Raw genomic sequence first — 15,847 nt, 5'->3', positions numbered from 1 at the left:
GGTTTATTATGTGCGGAATCATGGGATATGTCGGACCACGTGAAGCCTACCCAGTGCTTGTCGGTGGGTTAGAGCGACTTGAATATCGCGGCTATGATTCTGCTGGAGTTTCTCGCATCGTTGACGGCAAATATGAGGTTTACCGCGCCTCGGGAAAATTAAGTGAATTAAAAAATCTGCTTGGTAACAAACTCGAGGTAGATGTTTCAGTCCATCCTGGAGTTAAAGCACAAACGCATGTAGGCATTGGTCACACGCGCTGGGCCACGCATGGTCGACCAAATGAGACTAACGCTCACCCGCATGTAGCTGGAAGTATTTGTCTGGTGCATAACGGAATTATTGAAAATTACGCAGAGATTAAGGCGCAACTTAAAAATTCAGGACGCACATTTCTTTCAGAAACAGATACGGAAGTAGTTGCGCATTTGATCGATGAATTTATTAATCAAGAGAAAATTTCCTTTCTTAGCGCCGTGAGAAAGGCGGTAAGTATCATCCGGGGAAGCTACGCGCTGTTAATTACTACTCTCAGTGAGCCAGATCGGATTATTATTGCTAAGAATTCTTCTCCAATTGTGATTGGGCTTGCAGCAGATGAGACTTTTATCGCCTCAGATATTGCTGCTTTATTGCCGTACACTCGAAATATTGTTGTGGTTGACGACGGTGAAATTGCTTGCGTTACCCGCGGAACAGCTACGCTGGAGAAGGATGCAAAACCCGTGGTGCGAGAGCCACTGCATGTCACTTGGGATGCGATTACTGCAGAAAAAGGCGGTTTTAAGCATTTCATGCTGAAGGAAATCCATGAACAACCAAACGTCGTTACAGACACTTTCCGTGGGCGTATTAATCAAGACAAGCAGACGATTGATCTTCCAGATTTAGATTTCGATCAATTGTTAAATGCCAAAAATCTAGATCATATTTATATCGCCGCCTGTGGTACAGCTTGGCATGCGGGGCTTGTTGCTAAATATTATATTGAGGAATTCGCAAAAATTCCTGTCGAAGTCGAATATGCTTCGGAGTTTCGCTACCGCAGTATTCCAGCTCGGAAAAATAGTCTCTTTGTGGCGATCAGTCAGTCTGGTGAGACAATTGATACGCTTGGTGCCCTGAGCTATGCTCAGTCGTTACGTATTCCAACATTTGCAATTTGTAATGTGATTGGCTCTTCAATTGCTCGTAAGGCTGACCAAGTGCTCTACACGCATGCTGGCCCGGAGATTAGCGTTGCTTCGACAAAGGCTTTTTTAACTCAGCTTACGGCAGCTTATCTTTTTGCAGTTAAACTTGCTTCAATTCGTGGCACTTTAAGTGCGGGAGAAATTACTGAAAAGTTAAATGCCTTAGTTGCGCTGCCAAATTTAATTGACCAGGCAATTAAACGTGACGCGGAAATCGAAAAAATTGCTGAACGCTATAATCGATTTGGCAATTTTCTATTTCTCGGCCGAGGTTTTTTATATCCTGTGGCGATGGAAGGAGCACTTAAGCTTAAGGAAATCTCTTATGTTTATGCGCAAGGTTATCCGGCAGGGGAGATGAAACATGGGCCGATTTCTTTAGTTGATGCGAACACGCCGACACTAGTTGTGCTGGGGCATGACGGGGTAAATTATGAAAAGGCCATGTCCAACCTTAAGGAAGTTGAGTCACGTGGGGGAAAGATTGTGGCGATAACTGACCGTGCTACTGATGGCTTAAAAGAAGCTGCTTCGCATGTAATTGAGCTCGGTGCGATCCCACGAGACATGTTACCAATGGTTTTAACTGTGCCCTTACAGTTATTTGCGTACTATGGTGCAGTGAGTCGTGGCACAGATGTAGATCAGCCGCGTAATTTAGCAAAGAGCGTGACGGTAGAATAAGACAAGAAGGAGTTTTTATGGGAATCAAAAGAGTAAGTCCTTTAGGGATGCGGGTTCTTGTAGAAATCCGTAAGGATACAAATCAAACTGAGGCGGGGCTTTTTTTACCTGAGGGCGCCAAAGAGGCGATGAATGAGAGTGTGATTGCCGAAGTTACAGAAGTTGCCAGTGCTTATGACCACGATATTCGAGGTGAGGCAAATATCAGTGGGGTGCCGCTGCATGCGCTTGTTTTAATTCCCAAGAACGCAGGAGTGCGAATCCCCTGGAATGATAGCTTACGCTTGGTTGATACCAAGGATATCTTAGCCATCATTCATGAAATGAGTGTGAGTTAATTTTTGAGTTTGATCTTGGCCAATCTCTTCGTCACAGAAAATTTTTTCTCAGCCTCGTTTATTACAATAAAGTCGGCATCAAAAAAATTTTTGTTCCTCGACCTTGGCTCAAGCTCAAACTCAAAAAAGACGTATAAAAATATCAAATAATATTTTTTATGAATATCGCAGGGCTAATTAGCTCAATATTTTTCCTACTGACAATTGCTGGATATTGGCATCAACTCAGAAAAATCTGGACGGTAAAACAGAGCGCTACCAATCAAATCGCAGGCGGAAATTCGGAATTAAAAGCAACACAAAGTATTGACCTACGCTTTATTTTTTCTGCCTACATCTCAATCTATAGCTTCTTTGCTTATGGGCTAAGCTTACCTCAGATTAATCCGTATCTTGTAATCCCTAGAATTATAGCGATCGTTATTATTCTCGCTATTATTTATGAAATTTGGCAGGAGCGAAAAAATAAACAATCTCAGTATTATTTGTTAACTGCCTTGAGTGTTCTTATTGCTGTTGTTGTAGTTGCGCTTATTTCGAGGTCAACTCTAACTGCGTTAGTCCCTCTCTGGCGTTTGATCCTCTGTGCGCTCTCTATTAATTTAGGCTGGGGATTTTTTCATCAATCAAAATTATTAACTACCAGTGGAACAACTGGTAATTTGTCACTTCCAATGCTTGGGTTATCACTGGCGAAAGACATTTCAGGAGTTGTCTTTGGTGCGACCATGGGTTTCCAAGATGGCTGGCCAGTTGCTTTAATGCACTTGGTTTCAATCCTTGGACGTGTGATTTTAATTAGGCAGTATAGAGGCTTTGAGATTAGTTAGTATTCTAACAGTAAGATCACTTTAGTGATCGATTTAACATTTACAACTTTAAAAAATTCCACCTGGAAAATTGAATTTAATCATAATTTTTGATAGATTCGCTAAACTTATCTGCGGTTGTGTCCGATTGGCTATTAAAGCCTTGAGCACGTGACGGGATTTGTGAGGTTGGTAATCAACAATGAACAGAGCATCCGAATGCCCGTCGATGTGGGCATTTTATGGAGAAGTTCCGCGTGAAGAAATTCCTGCGCTGCTTCTCTCTTATGTAGGTTCTCTGGGGTTAAACCCTGAGGCTGACGAGAAACTATTCCAAGCTTTGCTTGGAGCCGCGGACGGTGCTGTCGAGAATGGTGGGCATCGCCCCTATAGCAGCTATCCTGTAGGTGCTGCGATCTTAACGTCAGCTGGGAAAATTGCTTCCGGCGCGAATGTTGAGAATGCCTCCTACGGTGGCACAGTGTGCGCTGAACGGAATGCGATCTGGACGGCAAGCGCGCAAGGACATTTGAGCTTGCCCGACCAGCACCTGGCTGCTGTTTGTGTCTGGACTAGGGAGCCCTCAAAACCGTGCGCTTTTTGCATCGGAGTGATCTTGGAGTTTCTAGCACCAGGGCAGGAATATCTGGCCATCGTCGGAATTGGCGAGAATCAAACAGGACTTGTTCAAGTTGTCAGCGTTGAAGCTCTGCGGAGACTGATTTGGAACGCGAACGACCTTCGGACTGGCTTGGGAAGTTAGTAGCTTTATAAGCTGTGTGACTAGATTACATCTACGAAGCGCACGGCTTGAAAGTGACGTTTAGGTTTACGCCTTTGCTGAATTGAGCGTTGTTTAAATCAATTCGGCACTTTTATTTTAACTGTTATTTTGTGAAGAGAAAATAGGTTCAACTAATTTAGCAGGACAGCATCTCACCGATTGGTTGCAAAGCACTAGGCATGCGATCGTAACGCTTGCGCCGCGTCAGTAAAAGCCTGCACAGCACCAAAAATTTCATCCTCGGTTGTGAATTTGGAAATGCCAATTCTGAAACTTTCATGCATACGCTCTTTTTCTAGACCTAAAGCTTTAATCACGTGCGAAGGCCCTGCATGCTTGGCCTGACAGGCCGAACCAAGCGAAAAAGCCACACGCGACTTAAGCTCAGCGACAAGAGTAACCGCAGGAATTTCATCTAAAGCAAGATTCAAATTTCCAGGTAACCTGTTTTCCAGCGGCCCATTCACGTAAACCCCAGGAATTACCTTAGTCAGCCCATCTAAAAACATTCGAGAAAGTTTCTGCAAAGTCGCTTGCGTTTTAGTGAGGTCAGCCTGAGCATAAAAAGAAGCCTTCCCAAATCCTACAATCCCAGGCACATTTAACGTTCCTGCACGCAGTCCATGCTCATGCCCACCACCCAAGAGCTGAGCCTCAATACTGCGCTGCACAGATTGTTTAATGAATAACGCGCCAACCCCTTTTGGTCCGTGTGCTTTGTGGGCAGAAAGCGATAACAGATCAACACCAAGAGATTTGGTGCTGATTGATATTTTCCCTAGCGCTTGCGTTGCATCGGTGTGCACTAAAATGCCACGTGGCTTAACTAATGAACTTACCGCGTGCAGATCGTGAATCGTTCCAATCTCGTTATTGGCCAGCATTAAAGATACTAGGACCGTGTCATCGCGAAGTGCTGCTTTTAAAGCTTCAAGTGAGATCGAGCCATTTCCTGAAACTTCTAAAAGTGTGACATCAATACCTTGAGATTTTAGACGCTCGAGCGGCTCCAGCACTGAACTATGCTCAGTTACGCAGGAAATTACATGCGCCGGCCTTGAACTTTTAATGTAGCTATGCAAACTGCCAAAAAGCGCTAAATTATTGGCCTCTGTTGCGCCACTTGTAAAAATTATTTCCTCCGGCGTTGAACGAATCGCCTCCGAAATTTCCTCCCGCGCAATACTCACTAACTCCTCAGCAAACCAACCATAAGGATGCGTTGTGCTCTCGGGATTACCAAAATGCTCCTTATAAACTGGCACCATCGCATCGAGCACTCGCTCATCAAGTTTTGTTGTTGCATTGTTATCAAGGTAAATTGTTTGAGCCATAATTTCTCTTAACTTAGCGCTAACATCCGATCGAGTGGAATTCGCGCTTTTTCAATAATATCAGCAGGAACAGTGATTTCAGGTTTCTCATCGCGTAGCGCAAGATAGATTTTTTCTAAAGTATTCAAGCGCATGTACGGGCATTGATTGCAAGCACAGCCATCGGTTTGCGGAGCTTCGTGAAAAATTTTTGTCGGACAGGCCTTTTTCATCTGGTGAATAATACCGGGCTCAGTCACAACAATAAATTCTCTGGCGGATGAGGTTTGGACGTATTTAAGCAGTGAAGAAGTTGAGCCAATATGCACGGCATGAGCTAAAATTTGCTCAGGACATTCTGGATGAGCAATGATCTCAGCAGCTGGATGGCGGGCTTTAAGTTGCACTAAATGCTTTTCATCAAAAGTTTCATGCACAATGCAAGAACCATTCCAAAGCACCATCTCGCGACCAGTTTTCTTGATGAGATAACGTCCTAAGTGGCGGTCTGGAGCAAAAATAATTTTTTCATCCTCTGGAACTGAGCGAATGATCTTTTCTGCATTTGCTGAAGTACAGAGGATATCACTCAAGGCCTTAACCTCAGCACTACAATTCACATATGTAATCACCACGTGATCTGGGCGTTCAGCGATAAAAGCTTTAAATTTATCTGCCGGGCAATTATCGGCAAGCGAGCAACCGGCCTGAAGATCAGGTACAACTACCTTTGCCTTGGGGCTTAAAATTTTAGCAGTCTCGGCCATGAAAACTACGCCAGCAAAAAGAATCAGCGGGGCTTTAGCTTGCTGTGCTTGTTGTGAAAGCCCAAGCGAATCACCAATGTAGTCAGCAATATCTTGTATTTGAGGTTCCTGATAGTAGTGAGCAAGTAGCACGGCCGACTTCTCACGCTTAAGTCGATTAATTTCAGAAACAAAATCAATATTTGATGAAGACAATTGTGCTAAACTCATAAAATTTCTTTAACGCATACTGGGTTATAACACTAACACAACTAATGGTTAACTCCCATAACTACTTGAGATGTCAGAATTTGTTACGATATTTTAAACTTCTTCAGAGGGAAATTCCGAATACCTATTCTAGTCTCCACTGCTAGTTCAATTCAGGAAACTATGCGATTATAGCCAATCCACAAAATATTTAGTGTGGCAAAAAAACACAGCAGTCTATGGCAAATTCAGTTCGCGCTCATGTAATCGTTTCTGGTCTTGTACAGGGAGTTGCTTTTCGCGAGTCGACAAAAGCACAAGCGCTAGCTAAGGGCGTGACAGGTTGGGTGCGAAACCGACTCGATGGCCAAGTTGAAGCTGTTTTTGAAGGGCGTGATAGTGCTGTGCAGAGCTTGCTTCAATACGTCTCTGCTGGGCCGAATAATGCAAAAGTGACTGATATTGCCCTTAAGTTTGATGAACCTACCGCAGAGTTTGGGACTTTCTTGATTCTTCGATCGGCCTAACCTATCCTTCTCGTTCTCGAGAAAAACATGCGTTGGTTAAAAATTCTTGTAGCAATTGTGATCTTATATCTCGTGCTTGCGCATGTCGGCATGAGCGCGTTAGTACGTGCGCTGCTTGAGATTGATTTATTTTCAATTTTATTACTACTTTTGATCTCTGCAATATTGATTACAATTAGCGCACTGAAGTGGCAGCAATTCTTAAGCGTTGCTGGAGAAACAGTGCCACTTTTGACCTTAATTAAATTATATACGCTGGGCTACTTCTTTAATGTGTTTTTCCCCTCCTATGTTGGGGGCGACGTTGCGCGCAGCTATTATCTAGGAAAATCTCTTAATTCAAATACCGCTGCATATAGTTCAACTTTTTTTGAACGTTGGTCAGGACTTGTCGCAATGACAGCGCTAGGATTGTTTTTTGTGATGCGCGGCACAAATGTGGCTGCAGGTTTTGAAGTTGCAATTACCCTTGTGGCGCTTGGAGTTTTTTTTGGCACCTGGGTTATTTTCTCAAAGCACGCGCTCAACATATTTTTAAAACTGATTAAGCAAATTCCTTTACCGCAAATCACAGCTAAACTTGAAAAATTAATTTTGAAAGTCTCTGGTCATGTAAGCGAGGTTAAGGCTAACCCACGCTTAATGTTTAATACTCTGCTGCTCTCATTTTTATATCATTTAATTGCTGTGCTAAATACCTATGTTGCGGGAAGAGCTGTTGGCTGGGAAACCCAAAATATTTCCGAGCTGTTTGTGGTTGTGCCACTGGCCCTACTAATTGGAATGATTCCTGTCACTCCGGGGGGAATTGGTGTGCAGGAAGGTGCATTTGTATTTTTACTTGAACGCATTGGTGCTACAAAGGCCCAAGGTCTAGGTCTTGCGCTGGTGCTTCGGGCAAAGACTATTTTAATTGCAATACTCGGTGGTTTGATTTTGATGTTAGTGCAAAAGCAACATAAGAAAACTGCCAAAGAATTACTTTCGAATGCATAAAATTTGTAAAATATTAGCTTTTGAGCTTGCCCCCCTGATCTTGGCAAATCTCTGCCTGGCAGCAATCTTTTTTTGCCCCTGGACTACTGGAAACTTTACTTTCTTAAATCAATATCCAATTTTAGGAATAGTGCTTTGCGCTGGAGCATGCTTCAGCGCTATCCATGCGCAAGTAGACAAGCGCCTGGCTTCACCTTTTGTCTTATTCGGCGCGCAGCTAATTATTACAATTCTATTCTTACGTTATACAGGGGCAAATTTAATTTTTAGTGATGATCACCCGAGCTTTCTTTACCGCTTAAAGCTACTCAAAGATCACTTTCCTGAAATTCCATTTTATAATCCGCGCTGGAATGCGGGCTATTCGGCGCGTGAATTTTTCCCTTCAGGAATTTTAAATGTTTTTTTCTTAACTGCGCCATTTGTCTATTTTTTTGATTTCTCAAGTGTGCAAAGCGCATTGCTCTATAATCTAATTATTCCCTATCTCTATATTTTTATCACACCCTGGGCGGTCTTTTTTTCGCTACGCGTTTTTGGCTTTGGATCGCTTGCGGCTAGCTTAGCAGGACTATTTGCCTTAGCACCGTCAACATATTTTCTTGAGTGGCTGCTCCAGTACGGAACATTGGGTTTTTGTCTTGCGGTTGGATTCTATCCCTTAATTTTGGCTTTAGGTTGGAAAGTTTGCTTTGGGCAAATGCCGCCGAGTTGGAAAGAAATTATTGCGCTATTTTTCATCTCTAGTTTGGGCTTGTTTTGGCCGCTTGGAATTGCGCTCTACCTGCCATTGATTTTAATTGCCCTTATCAAGTTTCGAACTGTTTTTGAAAAGTCTCGCCGCAGGAAAATACTAGCACTGCTTTTTGCTTGCGGAGCGATACATTCATTATGGGTCTTTACCTTTATCCGTGAATCGAGAGTTTTTGATTTCCTGCAGCTCAAAGCGCTTCCCGGAGTGCATGGAGTTCAGTCCGCTGGAAACGCTAAAGCAGAAAGCTTAGCAGCTCAAACTTCAGCTACTAATAAACCTAAACCAATAATCTCTAAAAAAATTGCTAAAAGCGTTAAATCACTGAATGAGAGTTTGAAGAAAACTAACCCACTTTTTATTTTCTTGCTGCTTCCAGCGCTCTACTATCTTGGCCGAGATAAACGTGTGCAGTTAATAGCCCTACACCTTGTCTGGGTGATTTTTCTACAACTCTTGGGTGATACCTTTAAACCTCAGCTTGAGCTTAAGCGCATGGTTATTCCAGCTTCATATTTGATGCTGGTAATTGCGGCGATTTATTTAAACCAATCTTTAGAAAATAAGAATTTACTTGGTTGGAATAAATTAACCCTTGCTGCCTTAAGAGTGATCCCGCTGGGGTTTGTTTTTTTGAGCGTAATTATTCCAGCTAACGCGTATTCTAATCGCGCGTACTTTCATTTTAAACTTGCCGATGATGCTGTTCAGAATCTTGCCCAGGCAATTGAAACTCACGGAGGCAAGGGACGAACATTTTTTGCCGGATTTATCTTGCATGAACTTTGCAGCAGCTCTTTTGCCAGTCAAGATGGGGGGCATATTGCGCCGCTTGCAGCGTTTACCTCGAAAGACCTCTATGCTTCGGATTTTTACCATAGCAAGTGGACGGCTGTTGACCCCATCCCGCAGTCATTTCGCGATCGCGGACCAGAGGGCATTGAGTCCTTTCTCGATCTGATTTATGCCACTGCCGTAGTCTCGCATAACTCAATTTGGGCAAAATATTTCCTTGCACAACCAAACTACAAGCAAGTTTTCGAAGCAGGGCGCTTTAGGCTTTTTGTGCGCACCCCTAAAACTACAAGCTATTTGGTTATCGGAGCTGGAGAAGTTAAATCAAATGATTCGGGGATAAGTTTCACTCCAAGAAGTATTAGTTCCATTCTGCGCTATCGTTTCCATCCGCGATTAAAGCCTAATATTGCAGGTGTCAGATTATCTCCAGCACCAGGTTTTGTAGAGGACCTCGGTGGTGGCAAGCAGCAAGAAGTGCAGTTTATTCAGGTAAACCTTGATTCGGACAGCCTGCTGGGCCGCGAAATAAAGATAAATTTCTAAACTCAAAAATCACACACCACAATTCCCCCTGGCATTTAAGGGGAAATAATGGTACTGCTTTAACCCAATTGAAGCGCCCCGCTGGGGGGCCGATTAAGCAGTAAGGTTTAGAAGTTATGAAACTAGGATTCGGAAAAACTAACGATACATTAAAACGCTGGCACGCTGCAGCTCTTCAAGGCACATCGAGTGATAGTTCATTTGATGACGATGTTGTGCTGCTCACTGGCAAGCAAACTGAAAATGCTTCGGAAGTTGGGGCAACTATCGACCTAGACTTCTCAGATCAGGCGCAAAGCAGTTCGCGCACATCTGCACAAACAGATATGTTTACACAGCGACAAACTAGTTACGCGCAGCCGACTTTTAGCACTCAGCAATCAACTACATATTCAAGTGGGACTAGCGCTTCCTCCGGAAGCCTGGCGCAATCATTTGCAAAAGTTCCAACCAGCGACCCAAGTCTAACATTGGAAGACGATTTGCAGAGGCGCTTTGGCACGCACATTCGTGCTGCGATCGGCACTGGAACGGTAATCGAAGGAAAGCTCAGCTTTGATAGTCCGGTAAGGGTTGAAGGCACATTACACGGTGAAGTGACTTCACCAAGTGCCCTGATTGTAGGAAGTCATGGAATTGTTGATGCTAAAGTACGTGTGGGAACATTGATTGTGCTTGGTACTGTGACCGGAGATATCCAGGTAGAGGATCTGATTGAAATTCGCCGTGGCGGCCGTCTTGATGCAGATATCACAGTAAAGCGCCTGGTGATTGAGGATGGGGGGGCCTTTAACGGCTACTGCAACTTGTCTAAATAAGGGGCGATTTTGGACAATCGTATACAATTCCAAAATTTGTCATTCTGAGCGATTTTTATGCGAGAAGTATTCGAGCATAAAAAGAGTCGAATGGATTTCCAAAAAAGCCTTCTCACTGCTGTGGAGTGATTTGGAGATCTTTCGACTCGTCTTGCATTCGCTTCGCTTATCACAAGACTCGCTCAAGATGACACCCTGTGTGTGGGCCTAGGCTACAGCCTAGGTGAAGCCACAACAGGTGCGTTCCGAAAAGACTCAACTTGGCTCTTAGACAGAAAGCAAATGACTGTTAACTTGAAGGGCTTTCGTAGCGTGCTTCTTCGATCTTAGCAGCTTTACCACGTAAACCTCTTAAGTAGTAAATACGCCCACGACGGACTTTACCACGTTGTTTAACTTCAATTTTTTGAACGCGTGGTGAATTGATTGGGAAAATACGCTCAACTCCAACGTTATATGAAATCTTACGCACCGTGATACTTTCACTGATGCCGCCACCAGCATGACGAATGATTACGCCTTCAAAAATCTGGACGCGTTCTTTGCCACCTTCTTGAATTAGTTGGTGAACACGGACAGTATCGCCAGTGCGAAATTTCGTGGTAGATTCTTTACACTGCGATGCAGCAATTTTTTCAACAAGATTCATATAAGCCTCAAATTATTCAATATTTGGGAGGCGGGATAATCGCACTTGTTTGTGAATATTGCAATTCCAGATAGAAATTTACTTAATATATTGAAATTATTAATTAATTTTGAGGAAATATGGCTAGGAAAGTAGCACTGATCACGGGCTCAAATCGAGGAATTGGTTTCGAGACCGCCCTTGGGCTTGGTCAGAAGGGAATGCACATTTTGCTTGGCGTGCGTAACCAAAAGCTCGGGAAGAGCGCCCTTGTGGCACTAAAAAATAGAGGCGTTTCTGCTGAGCTAGTTAAGCTTGATCTCTCCAGTGATGATTCGATTCTTAAAGCTGTTCAGCAAATTAAGAGAAAGTATAAAAAGCTTGATGTCCTGGTCAATAATGCTGGAGTCTTGCTCGAGCCCTGGACAACCCCTCCATCACAAGCAAGTTATCAGAAAATCAAACAAACTTTTAAAACCAATTTCTTTGGCGTAATTCTGCTAACGCAAAAACTATTACCGCTCCTGAAGAAAAGCTCTCAAGGTCGAATTGTCAATGTCTCAAGTATTGCCAGTTCACTCACGCTACTGCAAAAAACAAATTCAGAAATTTATGGTTGGAATGTTTTAGGTTACTCCGCTTCAAAAACTGCTTTGAATGCTCTCACAGTGCATCTTGCTTATGAGTTGAAAGGGACAAAAATTAAGGTCAACGCTGCGCACCCAGGCTGGGTGCGCACGCGCATGGGCACAGCTAAAGGGCCAGTTGATGTTGCTACAGGAGCTAAAACTTCAATTCGACTGGCAACCCTTCCCGCTAACGGCCCTTCGGGGAAGCTCTTTCATATGAATAAAGTTTTACCGTGGTAGCTGGTGATAAATTTTTAGGCTTGAACTTTGGCTGATCCTTAGCGTTAAGCGAGATAAGCTCAATTTTAAGAAAAACTAGATCTACTTAGCACTACCTTTTTTCATAAACTTAGCCATGCGCTCGGTAGTTTCTCGGCTAAGTAGGTGTTCCGTTTTACAAGCATCGATTTCAGCTTGAGTGGGGCTTACACCAAGAATTTCGGCAAAAAAGTTCTGTAAAATTGAACGACGGTGCAAGATTGTTTCGGCAAGTTTGTTGCCTTCACTTGAAAGCGTAAGAAATTTATTTTCATCCTCAAGCACTAGTCCCCGGATTTTTAGAGCTTTCAGGTTAGTCGAAGCGCTGCCTGTTGTGATATCTAAATGCTTGGCAACGTCAGTAACTCTGGCGTATCCACGCTGGACGATTAGCTCATGGATGGCAAGTAAGTGATGAGCCGCACTGTGCGTCACTTCATTTTCTCCAAATTCTTTCCAGGTTTCGCTATGCATAATTATTAAACCTAATAGTTGTTTGTATCACTTAACACTTGTTATTTATAGCAAAGATCTGCTCAATTTGGGAAATACACTTTTAGCTCTAAAATCATTGGAAATCCAATTTGTTTTACTTTAAGTTTGTGTGTAAAAAACCATATTATCAATAAAAACTTAAGCGCTTTACGAACGCAAAGGAGTATCAGTCATGAGACAGAAGTTAGTTGTTTTTCTTTGTTCATTGATTCTTGTATCTTTAGCTTATGCTGATACAAAACCTACGCGTGGACGCTATCCAGATGGCAAAGCTTACCGCACAGACACTGCCGGCTATCAACTAACTGATCACATTGCTGAGCTCGAAGTTACAATTGATGATTTAAATAAACAGCTAAATGAGCTTGAAGATACAGTCAGCGCAAAAGACCGTGAGCTGAACCAATACAAATTGGGCAAAGCTAAAGCTACAACGGAAGTAACTCCGACGACTAGAGCCGCAACCGACTATGCTCGTGGGGATTGTGCTCCTGAAACAAGTGCGCTGAAAAGTGAAATTACAACTCTTCAATCTGCCTTGCGTACAAAAGAAATGCGTTTAGCTGAGGTTACGCACCTGGCAAATCAGCCACAAGTGCAGTGCCCGAAGTTTGAATGCCCGACATTAGAATGCGACTATGCGGCAGTGAAGCGACCACTGGAACAGCAAATTGCCTTGTTATCTGCGAGTAACGCCAATACTAGCGCTAAAGAGCAAGAGTATTACGGTCAAATCAAAGATTTAAATGACAAATTGACGACAACTCAGACTGAACTCGATCGTCGCTCACAAGCACTCGCCTCGATGCAATCCGAGTTGGACCACCAAGGTCAGAAATTAAGCCAATATGCTGCGTTAGAGAAAGAACTTCGTGCTGAGCTTGCTACTCAAGCTGAAAGTCTTACGCTAGCTCAAAGTCAAGCCGCTAGTGTCGAACAAAAGTATGCACAGAATTCAATTGCTGAAGCGCCACTTTATCAACGCACTGCTCAAATTCAAGCACGCGCTTCGCTTGATTTAGCACGCAGCGCTCGCACTGAGTCGCAACAAGTTGATGCGACGAACATGACAACGCTTAAGGCGGCAATCACTCAGTCTTCCAATTCGATTCAGCAATTAATTACCGAACGCAAATCAATCTTCGATCGTATCACAGCTTCAAAGAAAGGTATTACGATTCAACTTAGAACATTGGTTGCAAAAAATGGCTACTCGCTTGACAGCTTGCGTGCATTAAATCGCACAGCAACCAATCCAGGAACAGCTTCAACGATTGCCCAGGGAATGTCTGAAATCGAAGGAATTTTGCGGGATGATATTGCAACTTTAAATCGACTTGGAAAGTTGTAGTTTTTGGGTTTTATCTGCGGAGTGCCAAGTTAGTTTAAGTTAATAGTCTTGGCACTCACAGCCGCTTGTCGAATTTTGGTTTTAATGCCTCCCCATCTCGACATACTTACAGTGCATGAAAAGTTTGACTGAAAAAAAACACCTCAGACTACTGGCTGAAGCCGTCACATTAATCACTTGTCAAGTTTTATCGCTTATAATTGGACCTCCACATTTTGGTTGGCTAGTTTTTTTAGCGATTTTTTTGTGGCTGGGGATGCGTATTCCACAATCAAACATTGCAGATAGCGCTACGCCAACGTGGCTTGCTAGGCAGCAATGGAAAATTGTTTTAGTACTTGTAATTTTTTCATTTGCGCTACGCTTAACAGGTTTAAATTTTGGATTGCCAAGTGGACTGCACCCTGATGAGGGTCGCAAAGTTCGCATCGCGCAGCGTATGATCCGGTCTCAAGACTACAACCCGCACTACTTCTTGCATCCGAGCTTTACGCTTTACGGCATGACCTTCTTAGGTGAGGCCTACAAAAGCATAACCGGCCAAAGGCTGGGCAAAGAAGGGGCTCCGGTAAAATTACGCTATCTTGGTCGCCTGCTTAGCTGCGTTTTGGGGAGCTTATCTGTTGCTTTACTTTTTTTCTTGGGCAAGGAGCTTTTTAGTGCGCAGATTGGACTGCTCGCCGCAAGTTTACTTGCAGTGCTGCCCCTGCATGTCGTCTGTAGTCGCTACGTTAAAGAAGATGCAAGTCTTGTGTTTTTTATCTTACTTAGCTTGCTGACAATTCTCATAGGGCAGCGTAGGAAAAATACTGCAATTTATCTGCTGGGGTGTTTATTTGCTGGTTTTGCAATGTCAGCAAAATATACAGGAGTGCTGAGCGCCTTATTCATAGTGATTCCCCTTGCTGGGCTTATTTATCAAGCACTCCGTGCAGGGAATTATGCGATTTTTACGCAACATTTTGCAACTGTGAATTTGTTAATAGGTAGTGTTGCCTGTGGCACGGTGGCACTAGGGTTTTTATTAATTACACCTTATGCCTTACTAGATTTTGAGGGTTTTCTTCAGGGCTTTGGCGCAGAACAACGCCATATGACACGAGGACATAATGGTGCGATTTTACCAGGCGACTGGTTTTGGATGTATCACCTACAACGCAGCATTTTTCAGGGAATGACTCCCTTGACGATGAGCATTGCTTTACTTGGCTGTGGATTCCTACTGAAGCGCAGAAATTTTCAGGATTTAATTGTGATCACTGCAATTTTATTATTTTATCTTCCCGCGGAGTGGGTACGCGCAAAACCCGAGCCTCAGCCCGACCGCTATATTCTTCCATGCTTACCTTTTTTAGCCTTAGCTGGGGCGGTTGTGATTACAAACTTATCAAACTTGTTGCAGCAGCAGTATCCCAGGCTGAAGTTAATACTGGTTACACTTTTTGTCGGCTCTGCAGCACTTTATTCAGTTCCACATACATTTTCGATTCTCGAAGACACGCGCATTCAAGCCAAACATTGGATCGAAACAAATATCGCCAAACAGACCTTGATTCTTGTTGATGCTAATGTTTATGCTCCGCCGATTCGTCGCAAAAATTATCCTGTAATTTCAGCATTGGGCGATTCGCGCTTTTCTATTTTACCGACCGCAACAGCTTTGCAGGATACCGGTGCGAAATATCTAGTCGTATCTAGTTTTTTTTATGATCGCTTTGTGAAGAATCCAGAAAAGCACTCTGGGCTTGGCAAGCTATACGGTTGGGTATTTAAGAATCTTCAGCCCGTGAAGGTTTTCTCAAAGCCACGCTATAGCTATGGGTTTCATAATCCCACGATTAGAATTTATGAAATACGGCCGTCAGCATCAGGCATTTCCTCCTAGAATTTAGCTGTTTTTGTCCGCTGATTGTAATTAATATTTGCCAAAAGATCGCTAAAGGCTCAGACTTTTGTCTAATCAATAGAATGATATG

Annotated in this window: 15 protein-coding genes; 11 read left to right on the top strand and 4 right to left on the bottom strand. The window is 43.3% G+C overall.

Annotated elements, in window-relative coordinates; translation table 11 throughout:
- Positions 1-8 precede the first annotated feature (8 nt).
- From glmS to JNK13_10230, 4 genes are all read left to right on the top strand, one after another.
- Positions 9-1,877, top strand: coding sequence for a glutamine--fructose-6-phosphate transaminase (isomerizing) (gene glmS, locus JNK13_10245; GenBank protein ID MBL7663117.1), 1,869 nt, complete (start codon positions 9-11; stop codon positions 1,875-1,877).
- A 17-nt stretch (positions 1,878-1,894) separates the two neighbouring features.
- A complete protein-coding gene (locus tag JNK13_10240; GenBank protein MBL7663116.1) occupies positions 1,895-2,215 on the top strand; it encodes a co-chaperone GroES in 321 nt (106 codons plus the stop codon).
- 158 nt (positions 2,216-2,373) lie between these two features.
- Positions 2,374-3,045, top strand: a complete 672-nt coding sequence (locus tag JNK13_10235; protein MBL7663115.1) for a hypothetical protein — start codon at positions 2,374-2,376, stop codon at positions 3,043-3,045.
- Between the two features lie 208 nt (positions 3,046-3,253).
- The gene (locus tag JNK13_10230; GenBank protein MBL7663114.1) at positions 3,254-3,787 is read left to right on the top strand and encodes a cytidine deaminase; all 534 of its coding nucleotides are present in this window, start codon (positions 3,254-3,256) and stop codon (positions 3,785-3,787) included.
- A 194-nt stretch (positions 3,788-3,981) separates the two neighbouring features.
- Here the strand turns inward: JNK13_10230 and JNK13_10225 are convergent, their stop codons facing one another.
- Together JNK13_10225 and nadA are read right to left on the bottom strand one after the other, a co-directional pair.
- Positions 3,982-5,142 carry a cysteine desulfurase gene (locus JNK13_10225; protein MBL7663113.1) on the bottom strand — a complete coding sequence of 387 codons (1,161 nt, stop codon included), beginning with the start codon at positions 5,140-5,142 and terminating at the stop codon, positions 3,982-3,984.
- An 8-nt stretch (positions 5,143-5,150) separates the two neighbouring features.
- Positions 5,151-6,098 carry a quinolinate synthase NadA gene (gene nadA / locus JNK13_10220; GenBank protein MBL7663112.1) on the bottom strand — a complete coding sequence of 316 codons (948 nt, stop codon included), beginning with the start codon at positions 6,096-6,098 and terminating at the stop codon, positions 5,151-5,153.
- A gap of 218 nt (positions 6,099-6,316) precedes the next feature.
- Here nadA and JNK13_10215 point away from each other — a divergent pair, with 218 nt between their 5' ends.
- The 4 genes from JNK13_10215 to JNK13_10200 all read left to right on the top strand — a co-directional run bounded on the left by JNK13_10215 (position 6,317) and on the right by JNK13_10200 (position 10,510).
- Positions 6,317-6,604 (top strand): acylphosphatase, encoded by a 288-nt coding sequence (locus tag JNK13_10215; protein ID MBL7663111.1) that lies wholly within the window; start codon positions 6,317-6,319, stop codon positions 6,602-6,604.
- A 27-nt stretch (positions 6,605-6,631) separates the two neighbouring features.
- Positions 6,632-7,600, top strand: a complete 969-nt coding sequence (locus tag JNK13_10210) for a flippase-like domain-containing protein (GenBank protein ID MBL7663110.1) — start codon at positions 6,632-6,634, stop codon at positions 7,598-7,600.
- Positions 7,593-9,692, top strand: coding sequence for a hypothetical protein (locus tag JNK13_10205; protein ID MBL7663109.1), 2,100 nt, complete (start codon positions 7,593-7,595; stop codon positions 9,690-9,692). Before JNK13_10210 ends, JNK13_10205 begins: the two co-directional genes overlap by 8 nt.
- A gap of 116 nt (positions 9,693-9,808) precedes the next feature.
- A complete protein-coding gene (locus JNK13_10200) occupies positions 9,809-10,510 on the top strand; it encodes a polymer-forming cytoskeletal protein (GenBank protein ID MBL7663108.1) in 702 nt (233 codons plus the stop codon).
- A gap of 289 nt (positions 10,511-10,799) precedes the next feature.
- Here JNK13_10200 and rplS read toward each other — a convergent pair whose 3' ends face one another.
- Positions 10,800-11,159: a 50S ribosomal protein L19 gene (rplS, locus tag JNK13_10195; protein ID MBL7663107.1), complete on the bottom strand. Its 360-nt coding sequence runs from the start codon at positions 11,157-11,159 to the stop codon at positions 10,800-10,802.
- Between the two features lie 119 nt (positions 11,160-11,278).
- Between rplS and JNK13_10190 the strand changes: the two genes are divergently transcribed.
- Complete coding sequence (locus tag JNK13_10190) at positions 11,279-12,007, top strand: SDR family oxidoreductase (GenBank protein MBL7663106.1); 729 nt, start codon at positions 11,279-11,281, stop codon at positions 12,005-12,007.
- An 81-nt stretch (positions 12,008-12,088) separates the two neighbouring features.
- Here JNK13_10190 and JNK13_10185 read toward each other — a convergent pair whose 3' ends face one another.
- The gene (locus JNK13_10185) at positions 12,089-12,499 is read right to left on the bottom strand and encodes a metal-dependent transcriptional regulator (protein MBL7663105.1); all 411 of its coding nucleotides are present in this window, start codon (positions 12,497-12,499) and stop codon (positions 12,089-12,091) included.
- A 193-nt stretch (positions 12,500-12,692) separates the two neighbouring features.
- Here JNK13_10185 and JNK13_10180 point away from each other — a divergent pair, with 193 nt between their 5' ends.
- Together JNK13_10180 and JNK13_10175 are read left to right on the top strand one after the other, a co-directional pair.
- Positions 12,693-13,871 carry a hypothetical protein gene (locus tag JNK13_10180; GenBank protein ID MBL7663104.1) on the top strand — a complete coding sequence of 393 codons (1,179 nt, stop codon included), beginning with the start codon at positions 12,693-12,695 and terminating at the stop codon, positions 13,869-13,871.
- Between the two features lie 115 nt (positions 13,872-13,986).
- Positions 13,987-15,756 carry a glycosyltransferase family 39 protein gene (locus tag JNK13_10175; GenBank protein ID MBL7663103.1) on the top strand — a complete coding sequence of 590 codons (1,770 nt, stop codon included), beginning with the start codon at positions 13,987-13,989 and terminating at the stop codon, positions 15,754-15,756.
- The last annotated feature ends 91 nt before the right edge of the window (positions 15,757-15,847 follow it).

Source organism: bacterium (genome assembly GCA_016786595.1).
Lineage (GTDB): Bacteria > Bdellovibrionota_C > UBA2361 > SZUA-149 > JAEUWB01 > JAEUWB01.
The sequence above is the reverse complement of the archived record's forward strand: the minus strand, read 5'-3'. Positions and strand labels throughout refer to the sequence as shown.